Source organism: Luteibacter sp. SVR4-7G (assembly GCF_056755555.1).
On sequence record NZ_JBPGXO010000035.1, the window covers coordinates 23,515 to 49,555 of the forward strand.

The 26,041-nt window shown below is 64.3% G+C and carries 20 protein-coding genes and 1 pseudogene; 3 read left to right on the forward strand and 18 right to left on the reverse strand.

Going from position 1 to position 26,041, the window contains the following annotated elements:
- Window positions 1-63: 63 nt before the first annotated feature.
- From ACR9ZH_RS13560 to ACR9ZH_RS13580, 5 genes are read right to left on the reverse strand one after another with little or no spacing between them, the layout of a single operon-like run.
- Window positions 64-402: a hypothetical protein gene (locus ACR9ZH_RS13560; protein WP_481291284.1), complete on the reverse strand. Its 339-nt coding sequence runs from the start codon at window positions 400-402 to the stop codon at window positions 64-66.
- Entirely contained in the window at window positions 387-851 is a 465-nt protein-coding gene (locus tag ACR9ZH_RS13565; protein WP_481291285.1) for a hypothetical protein, read from the reverse strand. Before ACR9ZH_RS13565 ends, ACR9ZH_RS13560 begins: the two co-directional genes overlap by 16 nt.
- Window positions 852-880: 29 nt before the next feature.
- Window positions 881-1,264, reverse strand: a complete 384-nt coding sequence (locus ACR9ZH_RS13570; protein ID WP_481291286.1) for a VOC family protein — start codon at window positions 1,262-1,264, stop codon at window positions 881-883.
- Window positions 1,265-1,322: 58 nt separating this feature from the next.
- Window positions 1,323-1,823 (reverse strand): SRPBCC family protein, encoded by a 501-nt coding sequence (locus ACR9ZH_RS13575; RefSeq protein WP_481291287.1) that lies wholly within the window; start codon window positions 1,821-1,823, stop codon window positions 1,323-1,325.
- Entirely contained in the window at window positions 1,801-2,163 is a 363-nt protein-coding gene (locus tag ACR9ZH_RS13580) for an ArsR/SmtB family transcription factor (protein WP_481291303.1), read from the reverse strand. Before ACR9ZH_RS13580 ends, ACR9ZH_RS13575 begins: the two co-directional genes overlap by 23 nt.
- Window positions 2,164-2,301: 138 nt before the next feature.
- Here ACR9ZH_RS13580 and ACR9ZH_RS13585 point away from each other — a divergent pair, with 138 nt between their 5' ends.
- Window positions 2,302-3,522 (forward strand): PQQ-dependent sugar dehydrogenase, encoded by a 1,221-nt coding sequence (locus tag ACR9ZH_RS13585; protein ID WP_481291288.1) that lies wholly within the window; start codon window positions 2,302-2,304, stop codon window positions 3,520-3,522.
- Here ACR9ZH_RS13585 and ACR9ZH_RS13590 read toward each other — a convergent pair.
- From ACR9ZH_RS13590 to ACR9ZH_RS13605, 4 genes are all read right to left on the reverse strand, one after another.
- The gene (locus ACR9ZH_RS13590) at window positions 3,487-5,064 is read right to left on the reverse strand and encodes a tryptophan halogenase family protein (protein ID WP_481291289.1); all 1,578 of its coding nucleotides are present in this window, start codon (window positions 5,062-5,064) and stop codon (window positions 3,487-3,489) included. The genes ACR9ZH_RS13585 and ACR9ZH_RS13590 overlap by 36 nt on opposite strands.
- 94 nt (window positions 5,065-5,158) lie before the next feature.
- Window positions 5,159-7,597, reverse strand: coding sequence for a TonB-dependent receptor (locus ACR9ZH_RS13595; protein ID WP_481291290.1), 2,439 nt, complete (start codon window positions 7,595-7,597; stop codon window positions 5,159-5,161).
- A gap of 186 nt (window positions 7,598-7,783) precedes the next feature.
- Window positions 7,784-10,285, reverse strand: coding sequence for a glycoside hydrolase family 3 protein (locus ACR9ZH_RS13600; RefSeq protein ID WP_481291304.1), 2,502 nt, complete (start codon window positions 10,283-10,285; stop codon window positions 7,784-7,786).
- A 191-nt stretch (window positions 10,286-10,476) separates the two neighbouring features.
- Entirely contained in the window at window positions 10,477-11,490 is a 1,014-nt protein-coding gene (locus tag ACR9ZH_RS13605) for a LacI family DNA-binding transcriptional regulator (RefSeq protein WP_481291291.1), read from the reverse strand.
- A 250-nt stretch (window positions 11,491-11,740) separates the two neighbouring features.
- On the opposite strand from ACR9ZH_RS13605, the gene ACR9ZH_RS13610 reads away from it, so the two are divergent.
- Both ACR9ZH_RS13610 and ACR9ZH_RS13615 read left to right on the forward strand, forming a co-directional pair.
- Entirely contained in the window at window positions 11,741-13,234 is a 1,494-nt protein-coding gene (locus ACR9ZH_RS13610; protein ID WP_481291292.1) for an MFS transporter, read from the forward strand.
- A 65-nt stretch (window positions 13,235-13,299) separates the two neighbouring features.
- Window positions 13,300-16,182: a beta-galactosidase gene (locus tag ACR9ZH_RS13615; protein WP_481291293.1), complete on the forward strand. Its 2,883-nt coding sequence runs from the start codon at window positions 13,300-13,302 to the stop codon at window positions 16,180-16,182.
- Between the two features lie 71 nt (window positions 16,183-16,253).
- Here ACR9ZH_RS13615 and ACR9ZH_RS13620 read toward each other — a convergent pair whose 3' ends face one another.
- From ACR9ZH_RS13620 to ACR9ZH_RS13660, 9 genes and pseudogenes are all read right to left on the reverse strand, one after another.
- Window positions 16,254-17,087 carry an OmpA family protein gene (locus tag ACR9ZH_RS13620; protein ID WP_481291294.1) on the reverse strand — a complete coding sequence of 278 codons (834 nt, stop codon included), beginning with the start codon at window positions 17,085-17,087 and terminating at the stop codon, window positions 16,254-16,256.
- Between the two features lie 41 nt (window positions 17,088-17,128).
- Window positions 17,129-20,944, reverse strand: coding sequence for a YadA family autotransporter adhesin (locus ACR9ZH_RS13625; RefSeq protein WP_481291305.1), 3,816 nt, complete (start codon window positions 20,942-20,944; stop codon window positions 17,129-17,131).
- 81 nt (window positions 20,945-21,025) lie between these two features.
- Window positions 21,026-21,169 (reverse strand): annotated as a pseudogene (locus tag ACR9ZH_RS13630) (ESPR-type extended signal peptide-containing protein); the annotation flags it as partial.
- 146 nt (window positions 21,170-21,315) lie between these two features.
- Window positions 21,316-21,699: a hypothetical protein gene (locus ACR9ZH_RS13635; protein ID WP_481291295.1), complete on the reverse strand. Its 384-nt coding sequence runs from the start codon at window positions 21,697-21,699 to the stop codon at window positions 21,316-21,318.
- Window positions 21,696-22,232 carry a hypothetical protein gene (locus tag ACR9ZH_RS13640; RefSeq protein WP_481291296.1) on the reverse strand — a complete coding sequence of 179 codons (537 nt, stop codon included), beginning with the start codon at window positions 22,230-22,232 and terminating at the stop codon, window positions 21,696-21,698. The genes ACR9ZH_RS13635 and ACR9ZH_RS13640 overlap by 4 nt, the downstream gene beginning before the upstream one ends.
- A 732-nt stretch (window positions 22,233-22,964) precedes the next feature.
- Entirely contained in the window at window positions 22,965-24,110 is a 1,146-nt protein-coding gene (locus tag ACR9ZH_RS13645; RefSeq protein ID WP_481291297.1) for a hybrid sensor histidine kinase/response regulator, read from the reverse strand.
- A complete protein-coding gene (locus ACR9ZH_RS13650; protein WP_481291298.1) occupies window positions 24,107-24,694 on the reverse strand; it encodes a chemotaxis protein CheB in 588 nt (195 codons plus the stop codon). The genes ACR9ZH_RS13645 and ACR9ZH_RS13650 overlap by 4 nt, the downstream gene beginning before the upstream one ends.
- Window positions 24,691-25,548 (reverse strand): CheR family methyltransferase, encoded by an 858-nt coding sequence (locus ACR9ZH_RS13655; RefSeq protein ID WP_481291299.1) that lies wholly within the window; start codon window positions 25,546-25,548, stop codon window positions 24,691-24,693. Before ACR9ZH_RS13655 ends, ACR9ZH_RS13650 begins: the two co-directional genes overlap by 4 nt.
- On the reverse strand, window positions 25,521-26,041 hold a 521-nt coding region (locus ACR9ZH_RS13660), incomplete at its 5' end, for a response regulator (RefSeq protein ID WP_481291300.1). The genes ACR9ZH_RS13660 and ACR9ZH_RS13655, both read right to left, overlap by 28 nt.

The following is a 26,041-nucleotide window of genomic DNA, read 5'->3' on the forward strand; positions in this document are numbered from 1 at the left end:
ACCCCTTATGGACAGCCATTCTGCATACCATTTCGGGCGAACTACTGCTGCCTCGATGGATTTTCACGGGCGCGTCCCGGCCGGGTTTCCCCGGCGACGCACCTTGGCAATCAACGAATATGCCACGGCACTGTAAATGATGAGCCCGAGCGGGATACTCGCCAGGAAAGCGAGGATGTTGAGAGGTGACCCCTCGTGGGCCGGACGCGCTGCGGTGCCTATGTTGAGCAACGGGATGCAACCCTGCAGCAGCGTGTTCTGCCAGAACAGTGCTTTGGCGATAGCAGGAAAACCTACGGAATCGGCAGCGGACGACGCGCCAATGAGCAAGCACGTAGCAACCGCCCCGGCTGCCAGCGAAAGCAGCACGCGCCTGACGATAGTGTTCAGAAAAATTTCCACCAACGGCGCGCTGGTGCTTTCGTTTCAGCTGCGTGTTGAGATCCGATGTCATCGTCTGACGCAAAGACGTCATCGTCCAGCGCAACGATTTCACCGTCTGCCCCGTACTCCTCGCCGTCATCGCCGATGACCCACGCGTTGAGTGCACAGGCAATCTCATACATCTTCCGGCGGATTTCTTCGTCCGGATTCTTGACGATTATCCCGCTTGGTCCGAGATAGAACCACGCCATGTTGCCGCCGACGCCGTGTCCGGAGTAAGCCGTCCATACCGCCAGTGTGTCGTCTTCTACGCGAAGAATGCCACCCGCTACGCTCGCCTCAGCATAACCGTCCAGGCGCATTTCAGGGTCGGAAGCTATATAAGCTTTCCATTCCACCGGAGAGATATTTTCCCCACCCTCGTCAAACAGATCTTTGTTGCGAGTGATGTGAAGTTCGTAGCCCACGACATGTCCCTGAAGCCAACGATGACTGACTATGCCTGGTCCGTTGCAGAGCCGGAAGGACGAACGCCGTGCGCCAGCACATTGAGAAGACGACCGAACGGGTCCCTCACGAAGAACCGGCGCACGCCCCACGGCTCGTACGTCGGACCGTATTCGATCTGGTGACCCCGGGCCTGCAGACGACGGAGGACCTCGTCAAGGTTGTCTACCTCGATCGAAATATCCGGTACCGGCGTGCCCGAGCCGCCTTCGCTCGCGAAGCTGATCTGCGGGATGCTGGTTCCCCCGCCGATCAGCGTCACGATCCACCCGTGGTCCATCCCAACGGTCATATCGAAGATGTCTTCGTAGAACGCCTTCGCGGAGTCGGGCCGCTCCGTTTCGACGTTGAGCACCACACGTACCACGGTCATCCTGGACTTCCTTTGAGCGGTTTCAGTACTTGATCCGGCGCCGGCAAGGCTACCGGCCTCACGTTCTCTCAGCGAGCAATTCATCCAGCTGCGCGAACTGCTCGGGCAGGCCTTCCGCCGAGCCGGCAATGGCTTCGTCGGCAGCCGCCTTGGTGGGATAGATTTCGTGGAGGGTGACCAGCGTCCTGCCGGCGTTCTCTTCGAACGTCACGGTGGTCACGGCGCCCTGCTCGCTTTCTTCGTTCGTCCAGACGAGGCGCTTCTGCGGCGTGACTTCCTTGTACGTGCCGAAGAACGCCATCGGTTGGTCGAAGGCCGGATGGCGGAACACCAGGCGATAGGTGCCGCCGGTGCGAATATCCATGTCGCACGAAACCAGCGACATGCCTGCCGACTTTGGAACCCACCATTGCTTGAACAGTTCCGGGTTGCTCCACGCTTCGAAGACGATGTGCACGGGCGCATCGAAGGTTCGCGTCACGAGGAGTTCGCGGTCGGACTTGCGTTCGACGGCAGTGCGGTTCACGGTGCCCTGATTACCTTCGCTTGCTGTGCTCATCTGTCTTCTCCTTGCGTTTGAGGTGCTCGACCAGTTCGTCCAGCGCGTCGAAGCGTGCGCTCCAGAGTTGGCGATGCCGCTGGATCCAGGCCGCCTCCTCTTCCAGCCGGCGGGGCCCGAGCTTGCAGGTCCGCACGCGGCCAACCTTTTCCGTAACCACCAGCCCTGCCTGTTCCAAGATGCTGACGTGCTTCTTCATGCCCGTGAGGGTCATGTGGAACCGTTGGGCGAGATCGGAGATCGAGGCGTCCGCCCCACCAAGCTGTTCCAGAACCCCGCGCCGGGTGACATCGGAGAGCGCGGCGAACGTGGTGTCGAGAGACGCTTTATAGTGAACCATATGGTTCACTGTAGGACAGGCTTCCGCGGTTTGCAAGCGGCGCGCCGCGTGTTTCTTTCGGATAAAGAAACCGTCATGCCCCGCCCCCAACCCCAACGCTAAGATGTCCGAATCATTCGGATGCGGGGAAACGTGGAAATGATGAAGCTGGCGAACGGAGTCCTTCTTGCAACGCTGCTGACGGGTGTCGCCCATGCCCAGACCAATGCAGGCGACCAAAAACCGGACGCCGACCTTCCCTTCACCATCACCAGGGTGGCGAGCCTCGACCTGCCCTGGCGCATCGCCTTCCTGCCCGACGGCCGCATGCTCGTGACCGAGAAAGTGGGCCGCGTTGCCCTGATCACTCCGGAGGGCGCGAAGACCGAGCTTGGAGGTGTACCGGCCAGCTATTTCGAAGGTCAGAACGGCATGCTGGGCGTCTTCCTCTCGCCTCATTACGCCACCGACCACAACGTGTATCTCACCTATGTCGAACCCGGCGACTACGGCGGCGGGGTGGCCTTGGGCCGCGGCCGGCTCGTGCTCGACGACAAGCAACCGCGGCTGGAAGGCTTCCAGGTCTTGTGGCGGCAGGTACCCACGGGCAAAGGCGGCCAGCCTGGCGGCCAGATCGCTTTCTCGCCGGACGGCAAGTACCTCTTCCTCACGCTTGGCGATCGCCAGCGCTTCACCCCCGCGCAGGATCCCGACCAGCCCGTGGGCAAGATCCTGCGGCTCACGCTCGACGGTAAACCCGCGCCGGGCAATCCATGGGCAGGAAAGGTCGGTGCCCGCAGCATCCCGTTGATCGATCCGGCATCAGATACCGAGAAGGCCAAGACGGCGCCCGTCGTCAGCACTTATACGTTCCCCGGTCCGAACCTCACGCCGGCTGAAACCTGGAGCGTCGGCCACCGCACGCCTTACGGCCTGGCCTTCGCGCCCGACGGCCGGTTGTGGGAACTCGAGCACGGCCCGCGCGGTGGCGACGAGCTGAACCTGATCCAGCGCGGCAAGAACTACGGCTGGCCGCTGGTCTCGTACGGCATCAACTATAACGGCGTACCTATTCCCAGCCCCGATACGCGCCCCGACCTCGTCAAGCCGGTCATCTATTGGGACCCGGTGATCGCTCCCGGCAATCTCATGTTCTACAAGGGCAAACTGTTCCCGGACTGGAATGGCAGCGCCCTGCTGAGCGGCCTGGTCAGCCTTGGCATCGTTCGCGTCACGTTCGATCACAAGGGCGGAGCCACCGCGGTCCAGCGCTGGAATGTCGGCAAGCGTGTCCGCGATATCGAAGAAGGGCCGGATGGATCCCTCTGGATGCTGGAAGACGGCTCACCGGGCGGCCTGTACCACCTTACGCCGAGGTGAGTCGTCGCACAGCTGTTCGACAAGCGCGCGGTGGTCGGGCAGATCGTCGAGCGCCCGGGCGGCGGCCTGCTGGATCATAGCGAATTCCTGCCGCGCCGCTTCCACCTGGGGATAGGCGCTGCGCATGGGCTCGAGGTCGGTCTGGAACTCCATCCCGTACAGCACGTATTGCCAGCTGGCGGTCATGAACATTTCCAGGTCGGTGACGAAGTCCAGCCGGTGCGGCGGACGTCGCTTCCATTTCGCGAGCTTGTCCTGCAGGGTGTGCGGGATGCTTGCCGGATCGGCATTGTCGATCCAGAAAGACGAATCGCGCCGCTGGCTAAGGCAATAGTGCATCTTGATGAAGTCGATGATGCGGTCGTAGCGTGCGACCATCATTTCATTGAAATGACGCGCCGCGCCTTCCATGTCGCCGGTATCGCCGGGCAGCAGGTGCGTGAGCAGGTAGGTCGCCAGTTCGATCAAGGCGATGCCGGTGGATTCCAGCGGCTCGACGAAGCCCCCAGCCAGGCCAACGGCCACGCAGTTCTTGCGCCAGTGCTCGGGGCGGTATCCCGTCTCGAACCTGATGTGCATGGCCTTCAGGCCCTCGCCGGCACGGCCGAGGTAGTGCCGGAAGATGTCCTCGGCGCGATCGTCGGTTGTATGCCGTGACGAATACACGTAGCCGACGCCGCGCCGCTTCTGCAGACCGATGTCCCAGATCCAGCCAGCCTCCTGGGCGGTAGAGATGGTGTACGAGGGAATCGGCGCATCGGGAGTGTCGTACGGAACCTGCATGGCCACCGCCCGGTCGGCGAACAGCACGTCGGCACGACTGCGGAACGGCGATTGCATCGTGTTGCCGATCAGCATGCCGCGCAGGCCGGTGCAGTCCACGTACAGGTCCGCGGTGAGCTCGCCCTCCTCTTTCGTCACCACCCGGGCAATGGCGCCATGTTCGTCCAGCTCGGCGCGCTCCACCGTCGCCACATGCCGGACCACGCCAAGCGCCTGCTGGCCGTGTTCGGCGAGCACGCGGGCGAAGCAGGCGGCGTCGAAGTGGAACGCGTGGTTCATCGGTCCCTGGTAATCCCCATCCCTTGCACGCTTTGGCGCGCGCGAGTGATCGACCAGGGTGCTCTGCATCGACACCGCATCGGCGAACGGCATCCCCTCCGGCGCGACACCGAGCAGCCAGTACGGCAGCAGTTCCGGACCGCCGGGACGCTGGCTCGGCACGTTGAACGGATGGAAGAAGTGATCGGGCCCGGGCGTTCCCGGCGGCCGCACCCAGTGGCGATAGTGGATGCCCTGCTTGTACGTCGCGGTGGCGCCGACCAGGAAACGTCGCTCATCCAGCCCGATGGCGGACAGCGTGCCGCGGATCGAGGGAAAGGTGGCCTCGCCCACGCCAAGCAGGCCGATGTCCGGGGATTCCACCAGATGCACCTGCACGCTGCGGGGATCGGCCGCGTTGACGGCCTTGGCCAGGTAGCAGGCCGCCAGCCAGCCGGCGGTGCCGCCGCCCACGATCAATACTTTCTTCAGGCGCGCCATGATGTGTCCCGCAAATGCTGAGAAGAAATGCCGGGCCGCCCCACGCGGACCCGGCAAAAGCCATTCATTGGGAGAACAGGCAGAACGGCAAACGTCAGAACCACACACCCAACTGTACGCCGTAGGTACGCGGTGCCAGGTACTGCGACACGTACTGCAGCGAGCCGTCGGACATCAGGAAGCGGCCGGCGCTGGTGCGGATCTTTCCGTCCGACACGTTCTGCACGTACGCATTGACCCACCACTTGTCGCCCGGCTCGCTGTAGCGCAACGAGACGTCGCCGCGCGTATACGCCTTTTGCCGGTCGCCCGAGCCCAGGTTGAAGTAGCTCAGCCACTGCGAGCTCTGGTACTGCGCGCTGACGCGCGGCGTGAGCCGTCCGCCGTTGGCAAGGTGGAAGGTGTGCTCGTAGATGCCGGTGAGCGAGATATTCGGCGCATGCGGCAGGTCGTTGCCGGTCACGTTCATGCAGTTGGCGAGGTTGGACTCCGGCGGACACGCCGGCAGGCCCTGATAGTCGTTCGAACCGGCGTAGACCAGCCTTCCCAGTTCCTTCTTCGGGATCGCCGAGAAGATCAGGTTGAAGCGGTCGTCCGTCTGCTGATACGCCAGTTCCGTTTCGAAGCCGAGCACCTTGGTGCTGCCGCCCACGTTGGAAAAGCCCAGGCCGTGGTTGCCGTCCGGATAGACGATGGGCGCGGAGAGCTGGAAGTTCTTGAAGTCCTCGTAATAGACAGCCGAGTTCCAGGTCATGTGGCCATCGAGGAAGGTGAACTTGCTGCCGACTTCGTAGTTGGTCAACGTCTCGGGCTTGTACAGCGTGCCCGCGTCCTGCGTGCCGCCCGATTTGTAGCCGGTGGACACGCTGGCGTAGAGCAAGCCGTTCTCGCTGACGTCGGTATCCAGGCGCAGCAACCAGGTCGGCTTGCTCTTGCTGTACTTGGCGGTGTTCCGCTGCGAGATGGCGAAGCCGTTCGACGGATCCGGGTACACGTCCGGAGAGATCGGCACCTGCGGCACGGCCGGATCGTACGCCCAGCCCCAGTTGATGCCACCCTTGTTCTCCTTGGTGTCATGCGACCAGCGCGCGCCACCGGTGAGGCGCCAGTGGTCGCTGAGATGCCAGGTGGCCTGGCCGAACAAGGCGTACGACTTCACCGTTTCCTTCGGCTGGATGAAGGAACCCTGCCAGTTCACGGTGCCGTAGCGCGTACCGTTCATGATGGGGATGTCGAAACGGATGTCGTTGTCCTCGTAGCCGTAGTACGCACCGAGGATCCAGTCCACGTTCTGCTCCCCCACGGACTTCAGGTTCACTTCCTGGCTCCAGCTCTTGTAGTTGGAGTCGTTGGTGCGGTCGTCCTGGTACACGCCATTGGTCGTAAAACTGGTGGGCACGCTCACGCCGACGTCCTGGTCGAAGTCGCTCTTGCCCGAATACTTGTTGTAGCCGGCGATGTAGCTGAGCTGCACGCCGTCGCTGATGTTCCAGTCCATGCGGCTGCGCACCGTCTTCGAGGTACGGTCCAGATAGGGCGCGGTGTCGATCAGCGCGGACCAGAAATCCTGGCCCTGGCGCGGCGTCTGCATCAGGCTGAGGCTGGGCGTGCCGCGATCGGTGAAATACTCGTACGACAGGTTCCACTTGAACGCGTCGCTGGGCTGCCACAACGCGCTGACGCGCGCGGCGGACTGGTCCTGAGCGTTGTACTTGTCGCCGCCCTGCACGTACTGCCCGGGATCGATCGGCCTGAAGTTGGCCAGCGTGCCACCGGAGGCCGGAGAAGCGAGGTATGCCTGCTGCTGTTGCGCCAGCGAAGGCAGCTGGCCCGACGGCCTTTGATAATCGACGTAGCCGTCGTGCTGCTGGTGCACCGCGGCGACACGCATGGCGAAGGTATCGCTGATCGGCAGGTTGAACGCGGCGCGCGCGCCGGTCTGGTTGTAATTGCCTGCCTCCACTTGCGCGTTGCCGTAGAAGCCAGCACCGATGTCAGGCTTGGCCGTCTGGAAACTGATGGCGCCGGCGGTGGAATTGCGGCCCCACAAGGTTCCCTGCGGGCCGCGCAGCGTCTCGACGCCTTCCATGTCCAGCAACAGGCCCGACGCGGCTTCGGCGCGCGGCGCGTACACGCCGTCGACGAAGGTCGCGACTTCCGGATCGGCGTACTCGGTCTTGGCGCTGTCGTTGCCGATGCCGCGCAGGGTGAGTGTCACCACGCCATGATCGCCCTGCGAGGTGCCCTGCAGACCCGGCACGAGCTTGGTCAGATCCTGCACGGTCATCACGCGCTCCCTGTCGAGCGTGTCGACGGTGATCGCCGTAACCGCCACCGGCGTCTTCTGCAGCGGCGTCTCGCGCTTGGTCGCGGTCACCGACACGGCATCCAGGTTCTGTACCTTCCTGTCGGCGGCCGTTGGATTCTTCGACGACGGGTCTTGCCCCGTGGCCTCCTGGTCCGCTGCGAGCAGCGTGCCCGGAGCGATCACGAGCGATATGGCGACATACAACAGATTGCGATGCAGACTCATCTTGCTCTCCCCATCAAGCGTTCGAATACGTGTTGTCGGCCGCCTGTGCCGGCCATGACAAAGATTTCCCCAACTCTCAGACCGGTACGCCGCCAACCCCGAAATGACAGCGCTGTCATTATTGGATCATAGAACCCCCGGACGACGAATGCTTGCCGCATGGCAGCATGTCCACGACGAAGTCCCTCATGGCTTCCCTCCCTGAGCCGGACACGTCAGCGTCCGGTCCGCGACCGTGCCCAGCGACACGTCGGTAATGGCAATCGATGCACCGGCATGACTGGACCACTCGAAGGGCCTGTCGATCCTGCTCATGTCCGCACCGGCGGCGCGGAAACATTTCAAGGGGACGCCGACGCGCAACCACTGCCCTTTGGGCAAGGCGGAAAGCTGCTGTCCGACAGGAACGCTACCGCTGCACCCGGCACCGCAGCCGATCCCCACGGTGGAAGTATCCCCTGGCGGTACCGCATCGATTTTCAACGTGGTCACGAGCAGCACGTCGCCGTTCGTCTCGCGCTCCACGTCGAGCGGCGCCGGCGCCACGAGTTCGACGCGCGCGGTGCCTGCGCCCTTGCCGGTCCAGCTCAGACTGCGTGCGTCTTCCTGGGCCTTGTAATCGAGCGCGCCGATGCGCAGGCTGCCGTCCGCGGTGGCGGCCGGCACGGCGGCGACATCGATACCCACGCCGTTTGCCCCCGTAAGGCGCAGCATGAAATCCTGCGCGGGCTTGCCGCGGGTGAAGTAGACGCCGGCCTGCTCGTTGCTGAGCACGAGTCCCGGATCTTCGGGCAAGGTACCGGTGTCCGCCCGATCGGCATAGGTCAGGCCAAAGCCAAGCGGGAACTGCGCCTGCTCCCCTCGTGCGGCGGCGGCCACCGGTATCTGCACGGCGCTGCGTGGCCACGCGTAGGCAAGCCTGCCGCGGAAATCATGCGCCACGCTGCCCTGGGGGCTACGCAGAAGCACGTCGGCAATACCTTCCCCTTCGCTTCCCGGTAGCCACGCCACCACGAACGCGTCGGAGGCGTTGATCTCGCGATTCATCCACAACGGCCGGCCGGTCAGGAACACCGCCACCACCGGAATGCCCTGCCCGCGCAGCTTGCGCAGCAGATCGAGGTCACGGTCGTTGCCTGGACGGTATGCCAGGTTCGGCCGGTCGCCCTGGAACTCCGCATAAGGGTCTTCACCGAACACCACGATGGCGACGTCGGGTTTCCGCTTGTAGTCGCCTTCCACCGAAAGCTCGGCGGTACCGCCAGCCGCCTTCACCTGTGCCTGCAGGCCGGCCCAGATCGAGGTGGCCCCTGGGAAATTCGCATTGGTCAGACCCGTGCCCTGCCAGGTCAGCGTCCAGCCGCCGTTCTGCTTGGAGATGTTGTCCGCGCCATCGCCGGCAACGAGGACATGCTTGCGCGGATCAATAGGCAACACCCCACGGTTGTTCTTCAGGAGCACCAGCGATTCCCGCACGGCGCGGCGTGCCAGCGCGCGGTGCGACGGATTGCCCACCACCTCCGCCGACCTGACCGCCAGCGTGTTGGCCGACGGCAGCCCGGCCTCGAACATGCCCAGGCGCATCTTCACCCGCAGGATGCGGGTCACCGCATCGTCGACCCGACTCATCGGGATCACCCCGGCCTTCACCTCGGCCAGCGTGTTCTTGTACAGCCCCTTCCAGGAATCGGGCGCTTCCAGCATGTCCAGCCCCGCGTTATACGCGACGGGGCAATCCTCGTTGGTGCATCCGGGCACCTGCCCATGCGCATTCCAGTCGCCGAGCACGATGCCATCGAAGCCCATGCGCTCCTTCAGCACGCCGGTGATGAGCGACTTGTTGCCGGCCATCTTCACCCCGTTCCAACTGGAGAACGAGACCATCACCACCTGTACGCCTGCCTCGATCGCGGGCACGTAGCCGGCTGCGTGTATGTCGCGCAACACGGCTTCGCTGATCCGCGCATCGCCCTGGTCCTTGCCGTTTTGCGTGCCGCCGTCGCCGAGGAAATGCTTGGCCGTCGCGATCACGTGACTGGCGTCGAGGAACTGCGGAGTGCCCGGCTTGCCTTGCAGTCCGCCAACCACGGCGGCGGCGTATTCCGCCACCCGTGCCGGGTCCTGCGAGTAGCCCTCGTAGGAACGCCCCCAGCGTCCGTCCTGTGGCACGGTGAGCGTGGGCGCGAAGGTCCAGCCGATGCCGCTGGCGCGCAGCTCCTGCGCGGTCACCGCACCGATGTCGTGGATCAGCTGCGGATCGCGCGCGGCGCCCAGGCCGACGTTCTGCGGGAACAGCGTGCCGCCGACCAGGTTGTTGTGGCCATGCACGGCATCGATGCCGAACAACACGGGGATCGCCTTCCCTCCGCGCGACGTATCCATGGACGCGCGGTAGAACGCATCCGACAGCGCCTGCCACTGCGTGGCGACCGGGTATGGCTGTCCCGGCGGCTTCGAGTTGCCGCCGGCCAGCACCGAGCCCAGCCGGTACTCGCGCACATCGTCCGGGGTCACGTATTTGATGTCGGCCTGGATCATCTGGCCGACCTTCTCTTCCACCGACATCTTCATCAGAAGTGCCCGGACGCGGGACTCGATGGCAGGGTCCGGCGGCAGCGGCGACCTGGCCTTCGGCCAGTTGTCGGGATGCGCGACGGCGGTATCGACCGCCTGGGCTGGAACGGTCATCGGCAAGGCACCGGCAAGGGTCAGGGCCACGGAAAGGCTTCGCAAGAACACGCTCGATCGCTGCAGCAACGGCACGTCAAGGCTCCAGGCTGGCGTACCGGCGGCACGCTTCCGGAGCGCATGGTGGCAGGAATGACAGCGCTGTCAATTTGCTTTGCAACATCGACTTCGCCGGTCGCGCCGACGAATGCTCAGGGGGCGGGGGCGGTAGAGCCGCGGACCTGCAGGGAGAAAGGCACCTGGACCAGCCGGCCGGCGCCGTGATTGCGCAGTTCGCTCAGCAACTGCTCGGCGGCTATCTTTCCCATCTCGCGGCTCGGCTGCTGCACGGTGGTGAGGGCCGGCCAGAGCTGGCGAGACAGCGGCGTGTCGTCGAAACCGCAGACGGACAGGTCGTGCGGCAGCTTCAGGCCGTACTCGCTCGCGGCCCACATCACGCCGGTGGCCATGTCGTCGTTGGCGGCGAATACCGCCGTCGGACGCGCGGCCAGCGAAAACAGCTGTCGCGCCGCCGCCACGCCCGAGGCAAACGTGAAAGCACCCTGCACCACCAGGGCCGGATCCTCGGCGATGCCTGCGGCCGTCATCGCTTCGCGGTAACCGGCGAGCCGCCAGCGACTGGCGCCATGATTAGCGATGCCGACCACATGGGCGATCCGCCGGTGGCCCAGCTCCAGTAGATGCTCCACGACGGCACGCGCCGCGCGCTGCTCGTCCATCGTCACGCCCAGGGTCTTGCCACGTCGCAACGGCGACACGCTGGCATACGGTACGTTGCGCTCACGCAGGCGTTTCAGCAGCGGCGCATAGTCGGTAATCGGCGGCGTCAGCACCACGCCGTCAGGATGGTGGTCCGAGATCAGCGCGTCGAAACGGCGGATGAAATCGCCATCGCGCATGCGCAGCGGCCGGACCATCATGCTGTAACGATGCGCGTCGCACGCCTCGAGCACGCCGTCCTGGATTTCCGCTAGGTAGGTCGAGGACGGATTGTCGTTGTTGTCGTACAGCATCGCCACGAGGAACGAGCGGTTGCCGGCCAGGCTGCGCGCCGACGGATGCGGGCGATAGTCCATCGCCTCCATGGCGGCGCGCACACGCTGCCGCGTGGCCTCCGTCACGTTGGCCTCGTCGTTAAGCACGCGCGAGACGGTCTTGGGCGATACGTTCGCTGCGCGCGCCACATCTTCGAGGCGTACCCGCATGGATTCTCCGCTTTCCTCACACTGTCGATCGACTATGCCGCCGGAACCGCCCCGTTTACAAGGGTGATGGGAACCGCGGATGCTGCGGGCGCAGCATGCGGGAAGCCCGGCCCCATGACATAACTGTCGCTGGAGGACCTACCCATGACCTGGATCAACCAACGCGCAGACCGGCTGCGTGCATGCTGAGCCTATCGCCGACGGAGCTTGCCGCAGGCCACGACTTCGCGGGCATGAAGGTCGGGCGCCGATGAGGGAGCGGGCGCCCCTGACGTTCTGGCAGATATGGAACATGTGCTTCGGCTTCCTTGGCCTCCAGTTCGGCCTGGCCCTGCAGAATGCCAACGTCAGCCGCATATTCCAGACCCTGGGTGCGGACGTGAACGACATTCCCGCGCTGTGGATCGCCGCGCCGCTGACCGGGCTGATCGTGCAGCCGATCGTCGGTCACTATTCCGACCGCACCTGGAACCGGCTCGGCCGGCGCCGCCCGTATTTCCTCGCCGGGGCAGTGTTCGCCTCGCTGGCGCTCCTGTGGATGCCGAACGCACCGGCGCTGTGGATGGCCGCCGGCCTGCTCTGGATCCTGGATGCGTCCATCAACGTTTCGATGGAACCGTTCCGTGCCCTGGTCGGCGATCAGTTGCCCACGCAGCAAGGCCCTACCGGTTTTGCGATGCAAAGCTTCTTCATCGGGGCCGGTGCCGTGGTCGCCTCGATCCTGCCCTGGGTACTGGCACGCTTCGGCGTCGCCAACGTTGCGCCGGACGGAGGCATCCCCGATACGGTGAAGTACGCGTTCTACGGCGGCGGTGCGGTACTGCTGGGTGCGGTGCTCTGGACGATGCTGACCACGCGCGAATACCCGCCGGCGCAGCTGCGTGCATTCACCGACAACGTGCCTGAAGGGCCGTCGGTGGATGTAGCGCGCGCCGGAAGACCGGGCGTGCTGTTGCTGGCCGCCGGCATCGCGGTCTTGTTCGCGATCAGGCATTTCGCGCTGGAGAAGGAGGTGTACCTGCTGGCCGGCGGGCTGCTTGCGTTCGGCCTCCTGCTCACCTGGCTCAGCCGTACCCGCAGCCACGGCATGCTGCGTGAGGTGATGGGCGACCTCTATGGCATGCCCATGTCGATGCGGCGGCTGGCGGGCGTACAGCTGTTCTCCTGGTTCGCACTGTTCGCGATGTGGATCTATACGACGGCGGGAGTGACGCAGACGATTTACGCCACCGCCGACACCGGTTCATCCGCGTACAACGAGGGCGCCAACTGGGTCGGCGTGCTGTTCGCCGCGTACAACGGGTTCGGCGCGCTGGCCGCCGTGGTCATTCCGCTGATGGTCCGCCGGTGGGGCCTGCGCATCAGCCACATGATCAATCTGTGCCTTGGCGGAGCGGGCCTGCTGTCGTTCCTGTACATCCGCGACCCGCGCTGGCTGCTCGCTTCCATGGTCGGTGTCGGCTTTGCCTGGGCGTCGATCCTGTCGCTGCCTTATGCGCTGCTGTCGGACCATCTGCCGACGACGAAGATGGGCGTCTACATGGGCATCTTCAATTTCTTCATCGTGATTCCGCAGGTGCTCGCCGCGAGCATCCTGGGCCTGCTGTTGCGCCTGTGCTTCCACGGACAGCCCATCGCGGCCCTCGGCCTGGGCGGGGCCAGCCTGCTCATCGCGGGCCTGTGCACGCTGTACGTCCCCGATCCGGCCACCCAGCTCAGGCACAAACCCCACAAAGTTGCATAACTACCCAAAGTCACCCATCCTTCGCCGACGCCGCATGGCGCGCTGTCTTCGATGGAGGGGTGGGTATGGTCTCGTTTCGTTGGGCTGGTCTCGTGCTGGCGGTACTGGGCGCATCGAGTGCCATCGCGACGCCCAGCCATACCGTCACCTACGACCGCTACTCGCTCATCGTCGACGGCAAACCCACGTACCTCTGGTCGGGTTCGTTCCATTACTGGCGCCTGCCCTCCCCCGACCTCTGGCTCGACGTGCTGCAGAAGATGAAGGCCGCCGGCTTCAATGCCGTGGAAATCTACTTCCACTGGGGCTATCACTCGCCCAGGCGCGGCGTCTACGACTTCTCCGGCATCCGCGACGTAGACCGGCTGCTCGACATGGCCCGCGACGTCGGCATCTACGTCATCGCGCGCCCGGGCCCGTACATCAATGCGGAAACCGACGCAGGCGGGTTCCCCGGATGGCTGGTGACGACCGCGGGAAAGCCACGCTCGGACTCTCCCGAATACACCGCGGCGTACCGTGAATGGATGACGCAGATCAACCGCATCATTGCGCGGCATCAGGTCACCGACGGTCGCGGTACCGTCCTGCTCTACCAGGTGGAGAACGAACTCTACGACGAGTCCGACGACACCCGCCGCTATATGCAGGCGCTCGAGGACAAGGCGCGAGCCGATGGCATCACCGTGCCGCTCACCGGCAATCACAACGGCAATTTCGTGGAAGGCCTGGGCGCCACCGATATACCGGGCCAGGATTCCTACCCGCTGGACTTCGACTGCACGCGCCCGGAACGCTGGAATGCCATCTACGACTTCAGCGCCGAACGCCGCGAGCTGACACGGACGCCCCTGTTCTTCCCCGAATACCAGGGCGGCGCGTTCGACGTCTGGGGCGGGCCTGGATACGAGGCCTGCCGCAGATTCACCGGTCCGGCCTTCGAGCGGGTGTTCTACGAATCGACCATGGCGTCCGGGTCGACCATGCAGAACTTCTACATGACTTACGGCGGCATCAACTGGGGCTGGCTGTCGTCGCCAGGGGTCTATACGTCGTACGACTACGGCGCCGCGATCACCGCCAGCCGCCAGCTCACGCCCAAGTATGACCAGCAGAAGCTCATTGGTTACATGGCGCGCGCCGTGGCGCCACTGGCCCGCACCGATGCGACCGGCACGCCGGTGCCGGAGAACCGCCGCCTTCAGGTCAGCGCGCGCATCAATCCCGACGACGGCACACGCTTTTATTTCCTGCGCCATGCCGAGGCCCAGGATACGACGGACGATGCCACGCACCTGAAGATCGCACTGGACGGCAAGGGTCTCACCACGGTTCCGCAACAGCCTGGCACCGCAATCCATATCAACGGTCGCGACGCCAAGGTATTGCTGGCCGACTACCGCTTCGGGAAGCAGAGCCTCGCCTATTCCACGTCGGAACTGATGACCCAGTTGCACCTCGGCACACGAGACCTCGCCCTTTTCTATGGCCGCCACGGCGAAGACGGCGAGACGGTCTTGCGGTATGCGGCCAAGCCGACGACTCGTGTCCTCGAGGGTAAGGTCACAACCCATTGGGATGCGGCCGCGCATTCGCTGCGGCTCAACTACCGCCACGATGGCCTGGCCCGGGTCGCCATCGATCAGGGCGACACCTCACTGCTCCTGTTGATCGGGGACAACGCGGCGGCGATCCGCTTCTGGCAACTGGACACGGCGGACGGCCCGGTGCTGGTCCGCGGCCCCTATCTCGTGCGCGGGGCCGTTCGCTCAGGCGACAAGATCGCACTCGCGGGCGATACCGATCAGGCGACCGAGGTGGAATTATTCGGTTTTCCCGGCACGCGGGGCTTCTCCTGGAACGGCGCATCGGTCGACGCGAGCGCGACCGCATCTGCCAGCCTGCTCGGCCGCGTCGACGGGCCGGCACCCGTGTCCCTGCCCCGGCTGGATGACTGGCGCGTTCACGATGGCGCACCGGAGATCGCGCCGGCCTTCAATGACAGCGACTGGCTCGCCGCCGATCGCAGGAGTTCGCCGAACCCGTACTGGAACCACCAGCTGCCGATCCTCGACAGCGATGCCTACGGTTTCCACCACGGCAACGTGTGGTATCGCGGCCACTTCCGCGCAACGGGCCACGAATACGGCATACGCTTGTCCGCGAACACCGGCGTGCACCTTGGCAACCATGGCATCTTCACCGCCTGGCTCAACGGCCATTTCCTCGGCAACAACCCCAGTGGCGCGCAGCAGTTCGCCATCGACCCGGGCTGGCTGAACAAGAGCGGCGACAATGTCATCTCGGTGCTGGTCGACAATCACGGTCATCTCCAGGAGGAGCGCAGCGGCACGTTCCGCGAGCCGCGCGGTCTCATATCGGCGACCTTCGCCGGTGCCTCTCCCGATATCCACTGGAAGATCCAGGGCAACACCGGCGGCGAAGACCTGCCTGATCCCGTGCGTGGCCCGTTCAATGCCGGCGGCTTGTACGGCGAGCGCATGGGTTGGCAGTTGCCCGGATTTGCCGATGCGGGATGGAAGGCCACCACGCTGCCGCACGACACCGATACGCCCGGCGTCGACTGGTACCGCACGAGCTTCCATCTCGACCTACCTGCCGGGCAGGACGTGCCGATCGCGTTGCGCATCCACGACCTCGTGCCCCGCCACTACCGGGCGATCGTCTTTATCAACGGCTGGCAGATCGGCCGCTACATCAGCGACGTCGGACCGCAGACCGATTTCGAACTGCCGTCGGGCCTGTTGAACCAGCGCGGCGACAACACCATTGCCATCGCCGCCTGGAGTACCGCGCATGACGGTGGCCTTGGCCAGGTTTCGCTGGTGATGCAGGGCAACTACCGCACGTCGCTGGAACAGCGGGCGGTGACGGCGCCCGGCTATCATGAGCTGATGCGGACGCGGAAAACCGCTCCGCACCAGTAAGAAGCCGGGCTGCCGGTTGTCGTCGGATCTTAAGGACGGTCGTCATCACGAGAGATGACGACCCGTTACCCTCATTCGGTGGTCTCTACCCGCACTTCCACCCGGCGATTGGGCGCAAGGCAGGCGATTTGCGCCGCTCGGGTCGCTTCGTCGCAATGCGTCGTCGGGTCGGCCTCCCCGCGCCCCTCGGCTGTCACTTTGGCCGACGGCACTCCTGCGTCGACCAGAAACTCCCGAACGGCATTCGCGCGGCGTTCGGACAGTTCCTGGTTGTACCTCGTGCTCCCGATGCTATCCGTATAGCCTACGACGTGGATAGCCTGGACCTCGTCGCCTTTGCCGCGCAGCCGGGCCGCCAGCGCATCCAGTTGTGCGCGACCGGCAGGTGTGATGTCTTTCACGCCTCCCATGGCGAAGGGAAATAATGCGTCCGCCGACAAGGTGACCACTTCCTTCGACGGAACCGCCGCGACTTGCGGCGGGACCTGAGCCGCGCGTTCCTCCAGGACGGAGGCGCACGAATCGGGTTTCCAGTAGAAGCTTCGCGCGATCCGGTTCTCGTCGAAAAGCACTTTGTACTGACAGACCATCACTTCGCTGCTGCCGGGCACACGGAAGTTGAACAGGTAGTTCCACTCGCGTACGCCCCAAACCCCTTCGAGGAAATGGGGATAGCCTATGAGATCGGCGACCTGCGCCTTGTTCAGGCCATCACGGACGTGCCGCAGGTTGGACAGGTTGGGATACGTGCCGCCTTTGTGCATGGGTGTGACCGCATCGGGCGTGGGCCATACGATTTCACCCGCAGACTGGCCGTCTTTCGCGATGTCATGGCTGACATTGCCACAAGCAGCCAGCGCGGCGCTGAGCCAGATGCCGGCGATCGCCTTGGAGAAAGTGGACATGGATCGGACTCCTTGATTGTTATGCATCGGATGTATCCGCCTTACCAAGACACACCTGCGCCCACGCTCGCCGCTGCGTCGCCACGGGAGTTGGTGCTGCCGTTGAGTTTCAGCACATAGCGGCCACTCTCGGTAATGGTGGAGACGCCAATGGCCACCCCGGTCTCGCCATGGAAGGTGCCCACGGCCATGGACGCCAGGCTCTGGTTAGGCTGGTAGGCTTGCGGGAGCCCCGCCATGGCCACTGCCGAAGCGACGCCTGCATTTGCCCGGTTACCAATGCGATTCAGGTCGTGGTCCACGCTTTGGAAACGCTGATCGACATAATCCTTCGACCAGTTCTTGGCTTCCTCGATCGCCTGGTTCAACTGCCCGACGTTCGCGGCGTCGGTCGGAGCTACTCCGTTCGCGACGTTGGTGACCGTGCGTTCATGACCGACCGAACCCACCGACACCGTGTTGGGGCCATTCGCTACCGAACCGGCACCGATGGCGACGCTGTTGTCGCCGCTTGCACTGGATCCTGCGCCGACAGCCGTCGAGTTGTTGCCCGTCGCGGTTGAAGGCGCGTTGTTATCAGCGCTGTTGTTGTACGTGTTATTCGTGCTGTTGCCGCCGCCGGTCCCTGTCGGAAAATTGTTGACCGTATTGGACAGGCTGATGATCTGCGACCCGAGCAGCTCTACGGTACGGTTGGTCGCATAGAGCTGCGAACCGTTGATGGCATCCGTGCTGGTGGCGCTGATTCGGCCGGCGCCGAGGTTGGTGATGGTCCGCTCGGCCCCGGCGCTGCCCACGCTCACCGTCGAGCCAGGGGTAGCACCGGCAAAGGCGTAGTTCGTACCGTTCAGCGTGACGCCACTGGTGCCTACCGCTGCATCTGTCGTGGAGGCCGCACCCAAGGCGACACTGCCGGCGAAGCTTGCCTGCGTGCCTGCGCCCAGCGCGAAGGCCTGGATGCCGTTCGATGTCGCGCCGGTGCCCACGGCCACGCCGTCGGCGAGGTTCACCGTGGCACCTTGGCCGACTGCCGTGCCGCCCGGGGCGGTCTGCTGAACGATCGCTCCGTTACCGATGCCTATGCCGTTGTCGCCGTTCACGATCGTCTGCGGACCGACCGCCACGGACTCCGCACCGATCGCTGCCGAGTCGGTAGCGGCTGAGTTGGCATGGAAGTACTTGGCCGGGGTGACGGCGAACGAACTCAGTGCGCCTTTCAACTGGCGCAGCGAGACCGCGTCCTGGTCTTCCGTACCGTCTGCCAGCTGCGTGATCTGGCGGAAGTCGGCCGCATTGCCAAGGGAAATCGCACCCCGCAAATTCCGGTCGGTCGTGTTGAAGGGAACGATGCCCGTACCGGCGGTGATCGTGCCGGAAGTCGGCGCGATCGCCCGGTCGGAGACTGCTCCCGCACCCAGTGCCACGCCACCATCCACTGACGCGAAACCGCCATGACCGATCGCGATGGCGTCGACACCCGATGCACTGGCGCCCACCCCCGCCGCCAGTGCGTTCAAGCCCGTCGCACCATCGTTGGCGAAATTGCCGCCCTGCGTGCCCCCGTCGTTGACACTGTAGTAGTGAGTGGCGCCGGCGACTACCGTGTTGTTCAAGGTCTCGAGTGCCTGATTGGTCGCGAACAGCTGCGAACCGTTGATCGCATCGGTGCTGGCCCCGCTGACACGGCCTGCGGCGACATTGGTAATGGTGCGCTCCGCGCCTGCGGTGCCAACGCTCACCGTCGACGTGGGGGATACGCCGGCATAGGTGTAGCTCGTACCGGCGATGGTACCGCCCGGCGTGGCGACGACGGCAGCCGTGTTGCTACCGGCGCCGAGTGCCACGTCACCCACGTTGGCACCCGCGGTGGCGCCATTGCCGATGGAGACTGCATTGGCCGTGGTTGCGTTGGAAACCGGTCCGATGGCCACACTGTCGGTACCGCCGGCAACGGAATCTGCCAGGACGGAATTGGCGTGGAAGTACTTGATGCCGCCTCCGTTCACGGCACCACCGATCTGGTTGAAGACATCCTGCAGCGAATTGAAGGTGTTTCCGCCGTAGGTAATGTTGGTGCTCACGGTGCCCGTTGCCGGATCGTAAGTCGTGTTGCCTCCGATGCTGGTGGCGATGGTGTCGCCAAGATTGGTCACGATGGTGCCCATCGTGCCGACGGCCTGGTTGGTCGAGAACAGCTGCGATCCATTGATCGCATCGGTGCTGGCGCCGTTGATGCGACCGGCGGCCACGTTAGTGACCGTGCGCTCGGCGTTGGCCGCACCCACGCTCACCGTGCTGCCCGGGGCCTGGCCTGCGAAGGTATAGGTGGTGCCGTTGATCGTCGTATTTGCCGTGCCGACGGCAGCCGCCGTGGTCGAGCCGGAACCCAGTGCCACATCGTTTACATTGTTCGCCGTGGCCAGATTGCCCAAGGCGATCGTACCGGCGGCCAGCGCGCTGGCTGTATTGCCAAGCGCCACCGAACCCTGCCCTAGCGCCTGGTTGCCATTGCCGATGGCGACTGCACCGTTCGCCGCCGTCGTGCCTGCGGCATTGCCCGCTGCAATGTTGTTCGCGCCCATCGCCACGGCACCGTTGCCATTGGTCACGTTAGGGTCGCCGATGGCCACGGCACCGTCGCCCGTCGCCTTCTGGCCCCGACCGATTGCCACTGCCCCGCCCGCGGCGGTACTGGAGTTTGCGGCGGTTGCGGAAGATCCGATCGCCACGTTCTGGCCGGTCGCACCGCTCACGGTGCCATCGCCCTGAGCGATCCCGAACACGCCGTTGACCGTCGCGCCGCGTCCTATGGCAATACCAGAGGTCGCCGCGGCTGCGACGAGGGACTGCCCACCCGTCGCGATGGAATTTGTCCCAAGCGCGGACGCGCCGCCGGTCGCATTACCGCCGATGGCGATCGCACCGGCGGCCGACGCGCGGGTGGGGGCCGCGCCGAACAGGTCACCGCCGCTACCGATGGCCGTCGAGTTAGCCCCAGAGGCCGAGGCGTAAGCGCCATTTGCCGTGGCGCTTACGCCCGTCGCTGCCGCGTGCAGGCCAGATGCCGTGCCACCGTTGCCCGAGGCATTTGCGCCAGGGCCGAACGCGGCGCCGCTCGAGCCTGCGGCTTGCGCCTGGTGGCCGACGGCGACGCCGTCTACGCCGGTCGCCGCCACGGCGGCCTGGTCACCGATCGCCAATGAAAAATTCGCCGCCGCGCTTGCCTGGGTGCCAAGTGCCACGGAATTGGTTCCAGCCGCGGCCGATGTCAGTCCCACGGCAATGGCATTGGCCTGTGTCGCGTTGGATTGCCCGCCGAGCGCGATCGCGTTGGCCGCCGAGGCGTTCGCGCCAGCTGTGGCGTCACCGCCGAGCGCCAGCGCGCCTGCGCCCGATGCACGCACGGCCGTAGCGGCGCTGGCGCCGCCCGAGCCGGCCGCCAATGCGTATGCGCCGGTGGCCTGCGCCAACCCGCCCACGGCGGTGGATTGCAACGCCGTTGCGTTTGCAAAGCTGCCCATGGCCGCGGACAGGTATCCCGTGGCCACGCTGACGACGCCCACAGCGGTGCTGGCCTGCCCCATCGCCTGGGAACTGTTGCCTATGGCGAGCGCTTCGAAAGTCGTCGACCCATTGGGAAGCGCCGTGCCCGCGGCTCCGCTGGCTATCGCTCCGGGACCGATGGCGACCGGCGACCCGCCACCTGAAGTAGAGACCGCGGTGGCATTGGCCCCGATCGCCACACCGGCGCCACTGGACGTAGTCACCTGGCTGGCGGGGCCGATGGATACCGAGTTACCTCCGGTCGCGGTTCCACCCCCGGCCTGGTAGTTCTGCGCGCTCGTGATTTGTGGCAAGGCAGCGACACCCATCGCCAGGAGGATCAGTTTGATCCTTGCACCCAGATCGCGGAACGATAAGCGGGGCGCCGCCATTTGCCCCGATGATCCCCCGCGTCGGCGGCTTGCGATTTCGGATACGACCACGAGTTGATTCAGAGCGCGATTCCACACTTTGCCGTGGGTCTTGTTCATGCCATTTCCTCCGATTGAGCACCACGAATGGAACACCGTTCTGCTCATCGCAAAGAGGTGTCACAGCGCGGGCGTTAGGCGTCGCACCGAGCGCGATCTGCGCTAGTGGCCGTGGTCTGTTGTGGCTCGCGTTTGCGCGAGCGAACCCTTCGTTTACGCGGTTCTGGCTAACTACCGCCGAAGCGGCTTACCGATCAGCTTCGCTTACAGTTGACGTGTGCCTGCAAGTCATCGATCGCCATCGCCTGGAGTTCGTTGATCGATGCAAGCCTCGCGATCTCTCTTTTCAGCTCCTCTATGACCCGTCGAAGCTTGTCATTGTCATTTCTTCCCTTACGCTCTCCGCTGCTCGTCGATCCTGCGCTGGAGCGGCTCGATCGCCCTTGCCTGGCGCGGATCAGGTCAGCGATCTCCTTGTGATGGTTGTGGATGAGCGAAGGGCTGACGCCCGCTTCCTTCGCCACCGCCGCGAACGTGAGTTTGGTCGCGCCTGTCGCAGCCTGCCCCCGTTCGATCCTTGCTATGGCCATCCTGAGCTGGTTACCTCGCTCCGTGGACGGGAGACGCCGTCTGTTCATGCTGCTCCGGCGGCCCCTTCGTCAGAACAGCGCCATCGCAGAGCCTCCGTCCAGCGAGTCAAAGCACGCAGGACGCGCGTGCGCACTTCCACGTCGCGGGAATGCCATTCGTCGTCCTGGCCGTCCCGTGGTTCTTCCGCAGAGGACGGCATCCGGGAAATCCACTGCTTCTCCAGCGCGTGACGATAGAATCGACATACGAGGCCGACACGCTGCCTGACGGTGTTCTTGCTCAGGTTCCTGACAAACAGGCAATGCGCCCGATATAAGGCCACGGCAGAAGGTTCCGTCACGAGTTCACAGCAATTCCACGGAAGTTCATGGGTCTCGAGAAAGCGAAAGTAGTCATACAAGGACTTCCCATAGATCGCCCACGTTCTTCGTGACGCGATCCGGTTGCCGCGAAGCAGATGAAACCGTAGGAACGCATTGGCCGACGCGATGCCGACCAGATGAGAGTCGAGCAGGATGGGAAATCCTTCATACACAGCACCCCTAAGCCTGAACTCGCCGGTGGACCAGATCAAACGCATGGCTTCTCTCGTTACGCAGGCGAAACTCCCCGCACCATCGCGCCAAGGCGCTGGTGTCGGTGCCGGTTCCAGATGAGAGTTTCCGCCTAGTCCACGCCTAGGCAGTGTCTGGTGGATAAAGAAATGTTCATGCCGTATCTGAGCAAGCAGATAATCGGTAGAAACGAAGGCGGGTCGTCGTGACGTGCTTCTTTGCGCAGCTAGCCATATCTAATCCTTGAGCCGCAGTTCCTGGGTACTCACATTGGCGCTGTGCTGAGCGAGGTGGGGACGCAGAACACAGACACCCGAACAAAATCATTGTATGACGATGTATTTGTCAGGCAAATCGTTACAGGCCACATTGTTGCCGTCAATGCAATCAATTTAGTTATGTGACCTCATCCGCAATCCACGCATACGAACTGGTGTCGGCATGAGGTAGTACTTGCCACGCAAGTTCATTGCATGAACGTATTTCGAGCCGCGTCATCGACGGATTTCAAAGGACCAGCGCAGATGCGCTTCAACGCGAACGATTAGATTTGGCGACTAAAAATCAGTGCAATCGTGGCGACATGCACGAGGTTCGACACAATTAGCGGAAGTTCCTGCGCCAGCATCTTGACTGCCGCTCCAGGCGCCACGTGCGCTGCGGACGTAAGTAACGATACCCCGGCCGATATCACGGATACGCGGAAGATCGCCCAGGCCGAAGGCAGCGTGAACTCTCCGCACGATGTAACCGTTCGCTCAGGCGGCGTCCGGAGCGAACACCGCCGCGCCGAAGCGCGGGAGCCTGAGCTCGAAACACACGCCATCCGCTTCGTTTTCCGCCCTGACGGTGCCGCCGTGCGCGCGAACGAACTGGTCGACGATGTAGAGTCCGAGCCCCAGGCCCCGGCTCGAATGGAAGCCGCCTTTGAAGGGCTCGAAGATGCGCATGAGTAAGGCATCGGCAAGCTGTCCCGGATTGCGGACCGAGAGGATCAACCAGTCTGGTTCGCTGCCGTCCGCATGAACCCTGATCGGTCCTCCCGATCCGTATTGCGCGGCGTTGCCCAGAAGATTGGCAAGGACCTGCTCCATGCGGACCACGTCGAAGATGCCATCGAGATCGCCGGTGATGGCCAGCTCGATCTCGAGGCCGGGATGCGCGCGGCGCATTTCGGCTGCCACTTCCTCACAGACCTGTCCGAGCTGCCCGCGGCGAAAGTCCAGGGTGAGGATCGAGGAGCGGATGCGTGAGAAGTCCAGCAACTGATCGATCATGCGCGCCATGCGCGAGGCACTGCTGCCGACGTGCAAGGCCGTCCGTGCCAGCGGCGTGCCCTCTGCTTCATCCCTGAGCCGCTCCGCGCAGAGCGTAATGGCCGACAGCGGGGTGCGCAGGTCGTGGGTGAGCACGGCGACCATCGTTTCATTGAGCTGCAGGGAGCGTTCGAGGCGCTCATTTCGTTCCTTCAGCTCCAGCCCCTTCCGGTGCAGTTCGACGAAGACATTCACCTTGCCCAGCAGGATGCGCGGCTCGATGGGCTTATGCAGGAAATCGACCGCGCCGGAGTCGTAACCCTTGAACGATCGCGCCGGATCGTCGGGCGATGCGGTAAGGAAGATGATGGGCACGTGGCGTGTGCGCGAGGAGCCGCGCATGAACTCGGCCAGGGCAAAGCCGTCCATTTCCGGCATCTGCACATCCAGGAGTGCCAGCGCCACGTCGAAGCGGAGCAGCAGCTCCAAAGCCTCGGCTCCGGAACCCGCCTTCAGGACACCCACGCGCTCGTCCGCGAGCAGGGCCTCGAGCGCCGTAAGATTCTGCGGCACGTCGTCAACGATGAGGATATGGGTGACGCCCTGCGCGGACGAGGGCTCGACGGCCCGCTCTACTTCCAGATTCATTCCGCGCTCCCCTTAAGCCGGTGACACATCTCTTGCAGCCGAAGAATGGCATCGGCACCTGCGTGAGCCAGCGCCGAACGTGGCATCGCGGGCGCGGCCGCCTCCGACGGGCACTGCACCCAGGCCTTCCCGCCTGCCCGTCGGACGGCCGCCAGGCCCTCGCTGCCGTCGGAACTCGCGCCCGTCAGCAGGATCGCCAGGAGCTCGTCGGCGAAGACGGCGGCGGCCGATTCGAACAACACGTCGATGGAAGGACGCGAGAACACGACGGGCTCATCCATGGAAAGCGCGACGGTGTCGCGGTTTTCAATCAGCAGGTGGTAATCGGGCGGCGCGAAGACGACCCTTCCGCCGAGGACCGGCTGCTTGTCGTCGGCCTCGATGACGGACAAGGCGCAATAGCCGGCCAGGAGTGCTGGTATGCCGCTGGGCTGGTCCCTGGGTACGTGCTGGACGACGAAGACGGGCGCTTCGAAATCCGCCGGCAGGCATTCGAGGACGGCGCGCAGCGCCTGGACGCCACCGGCCGAAGCACCGATGACGACCGCGGCCAGGCGGTGCGGCAGTTCGGCAACGACGTTCACGACGCCACTTTCTGGTAGATGCGTTGATGCGGAACGAAGCTGGCGAACATCTCCGCATGCGCCCCGAACTGGAGTGATTCCTTGCTGCCCAAACCGAGGAAACCCTTCCTCACCAGAGCGTCGCGAAAAAGCCCGACCGCCCGATCCTGCAGCTCTCGATTGAAATAGATCAGCACGTTGCGGCACGACACCAGGTGCACCTCGGAAAACACCGAATCGGTGGCCAGGCTATGGTCGGCAAACACCATCGGCTTCTTGAGCCGGCGGTCGAACATGGCGTGTCCATAGGCCGAGGTGTAGTAATCCGATAGCGAACGGCGCCCGCCTCCGGCCAGGTAGTTCCGGCTGAAGAGCGGCAGCCGGTCAGCCGGAAAGGTGCCGTGCTCCGCCTTCGCCAGCGCCTCCGGGTTGATGTCGGTGGCGTAGATGAGCGAGCGCTCCAGCAATCCTTCCTCGGCCAGGAGGATGGCCAGGGACCAGACTTCCTCGCCGCTGCTGCACCCCGCCACCCACAGCTTGATCGACGGATAGGTTTTCAGCATCGGCAGCACGTGGTCGCGCAGGGCCTGGAAATAGGAGGGATCACGGAACATTTCCGAGACCTGCACGGTGAAATACTGCATGGACTCGGCGAAGAAGGCCGGCTCGTGCAGGATGCGGTGCTGGAATTCGCCCATGCTCCCGCACTCGAACCGCGCCATGGCATGACGCATGCGCCGGCGCAGCGAACTCATCGCATACCCGCGGAAGTCGTAGTGGTAGCGCAGGTACACCGCCTCCAAAAGCAACTTCAATTCGATATCGAAGAGCTCGGTGGTTTCGTCGGTCATCGCCGCGAGCACCATACGCGGCAAAGCGAGACCAGCTTGTCGATGTCGATGGGCTTGGCGATGTAATCGTTCGCACCAGCCTCCAGGCACGACTCCCGGTCGTTGGCCATCGCCTTCGCCGTCAGCGCGATGATGGGCAGCTCCTTCCACCGCGGGTCGGCGCGGATACGCCGCATGGCCGTGAGCCCGTCCATCTCGGGCATCATGATGTCCATCAAGACGAGGTCCGGTTCGCCCTGCTCCAGCCGCTCGAGTGCCTCCAGGCCGTTCCTGGCGATGTCCAGCTTTATTCCCAGGGGCTCCAGCACGCTGGTGAGCGCGAAGATATTCCTGACGTCGTCCTCGGCCAGCAGCACGCTGCGTCCATCAAGCATGGCGTCGCGCTGCCGGGCCTCCTTGAGCAGGCGCTGCTGGTCGGACGGCAAGGATGCTTCCACGCTGTGCAGGAACAGCGTGACCTCGTCCAGCAGCCGCTCGGGCGAGCGCGCGCCCTTGATGATGATGCTCTTGGAATACC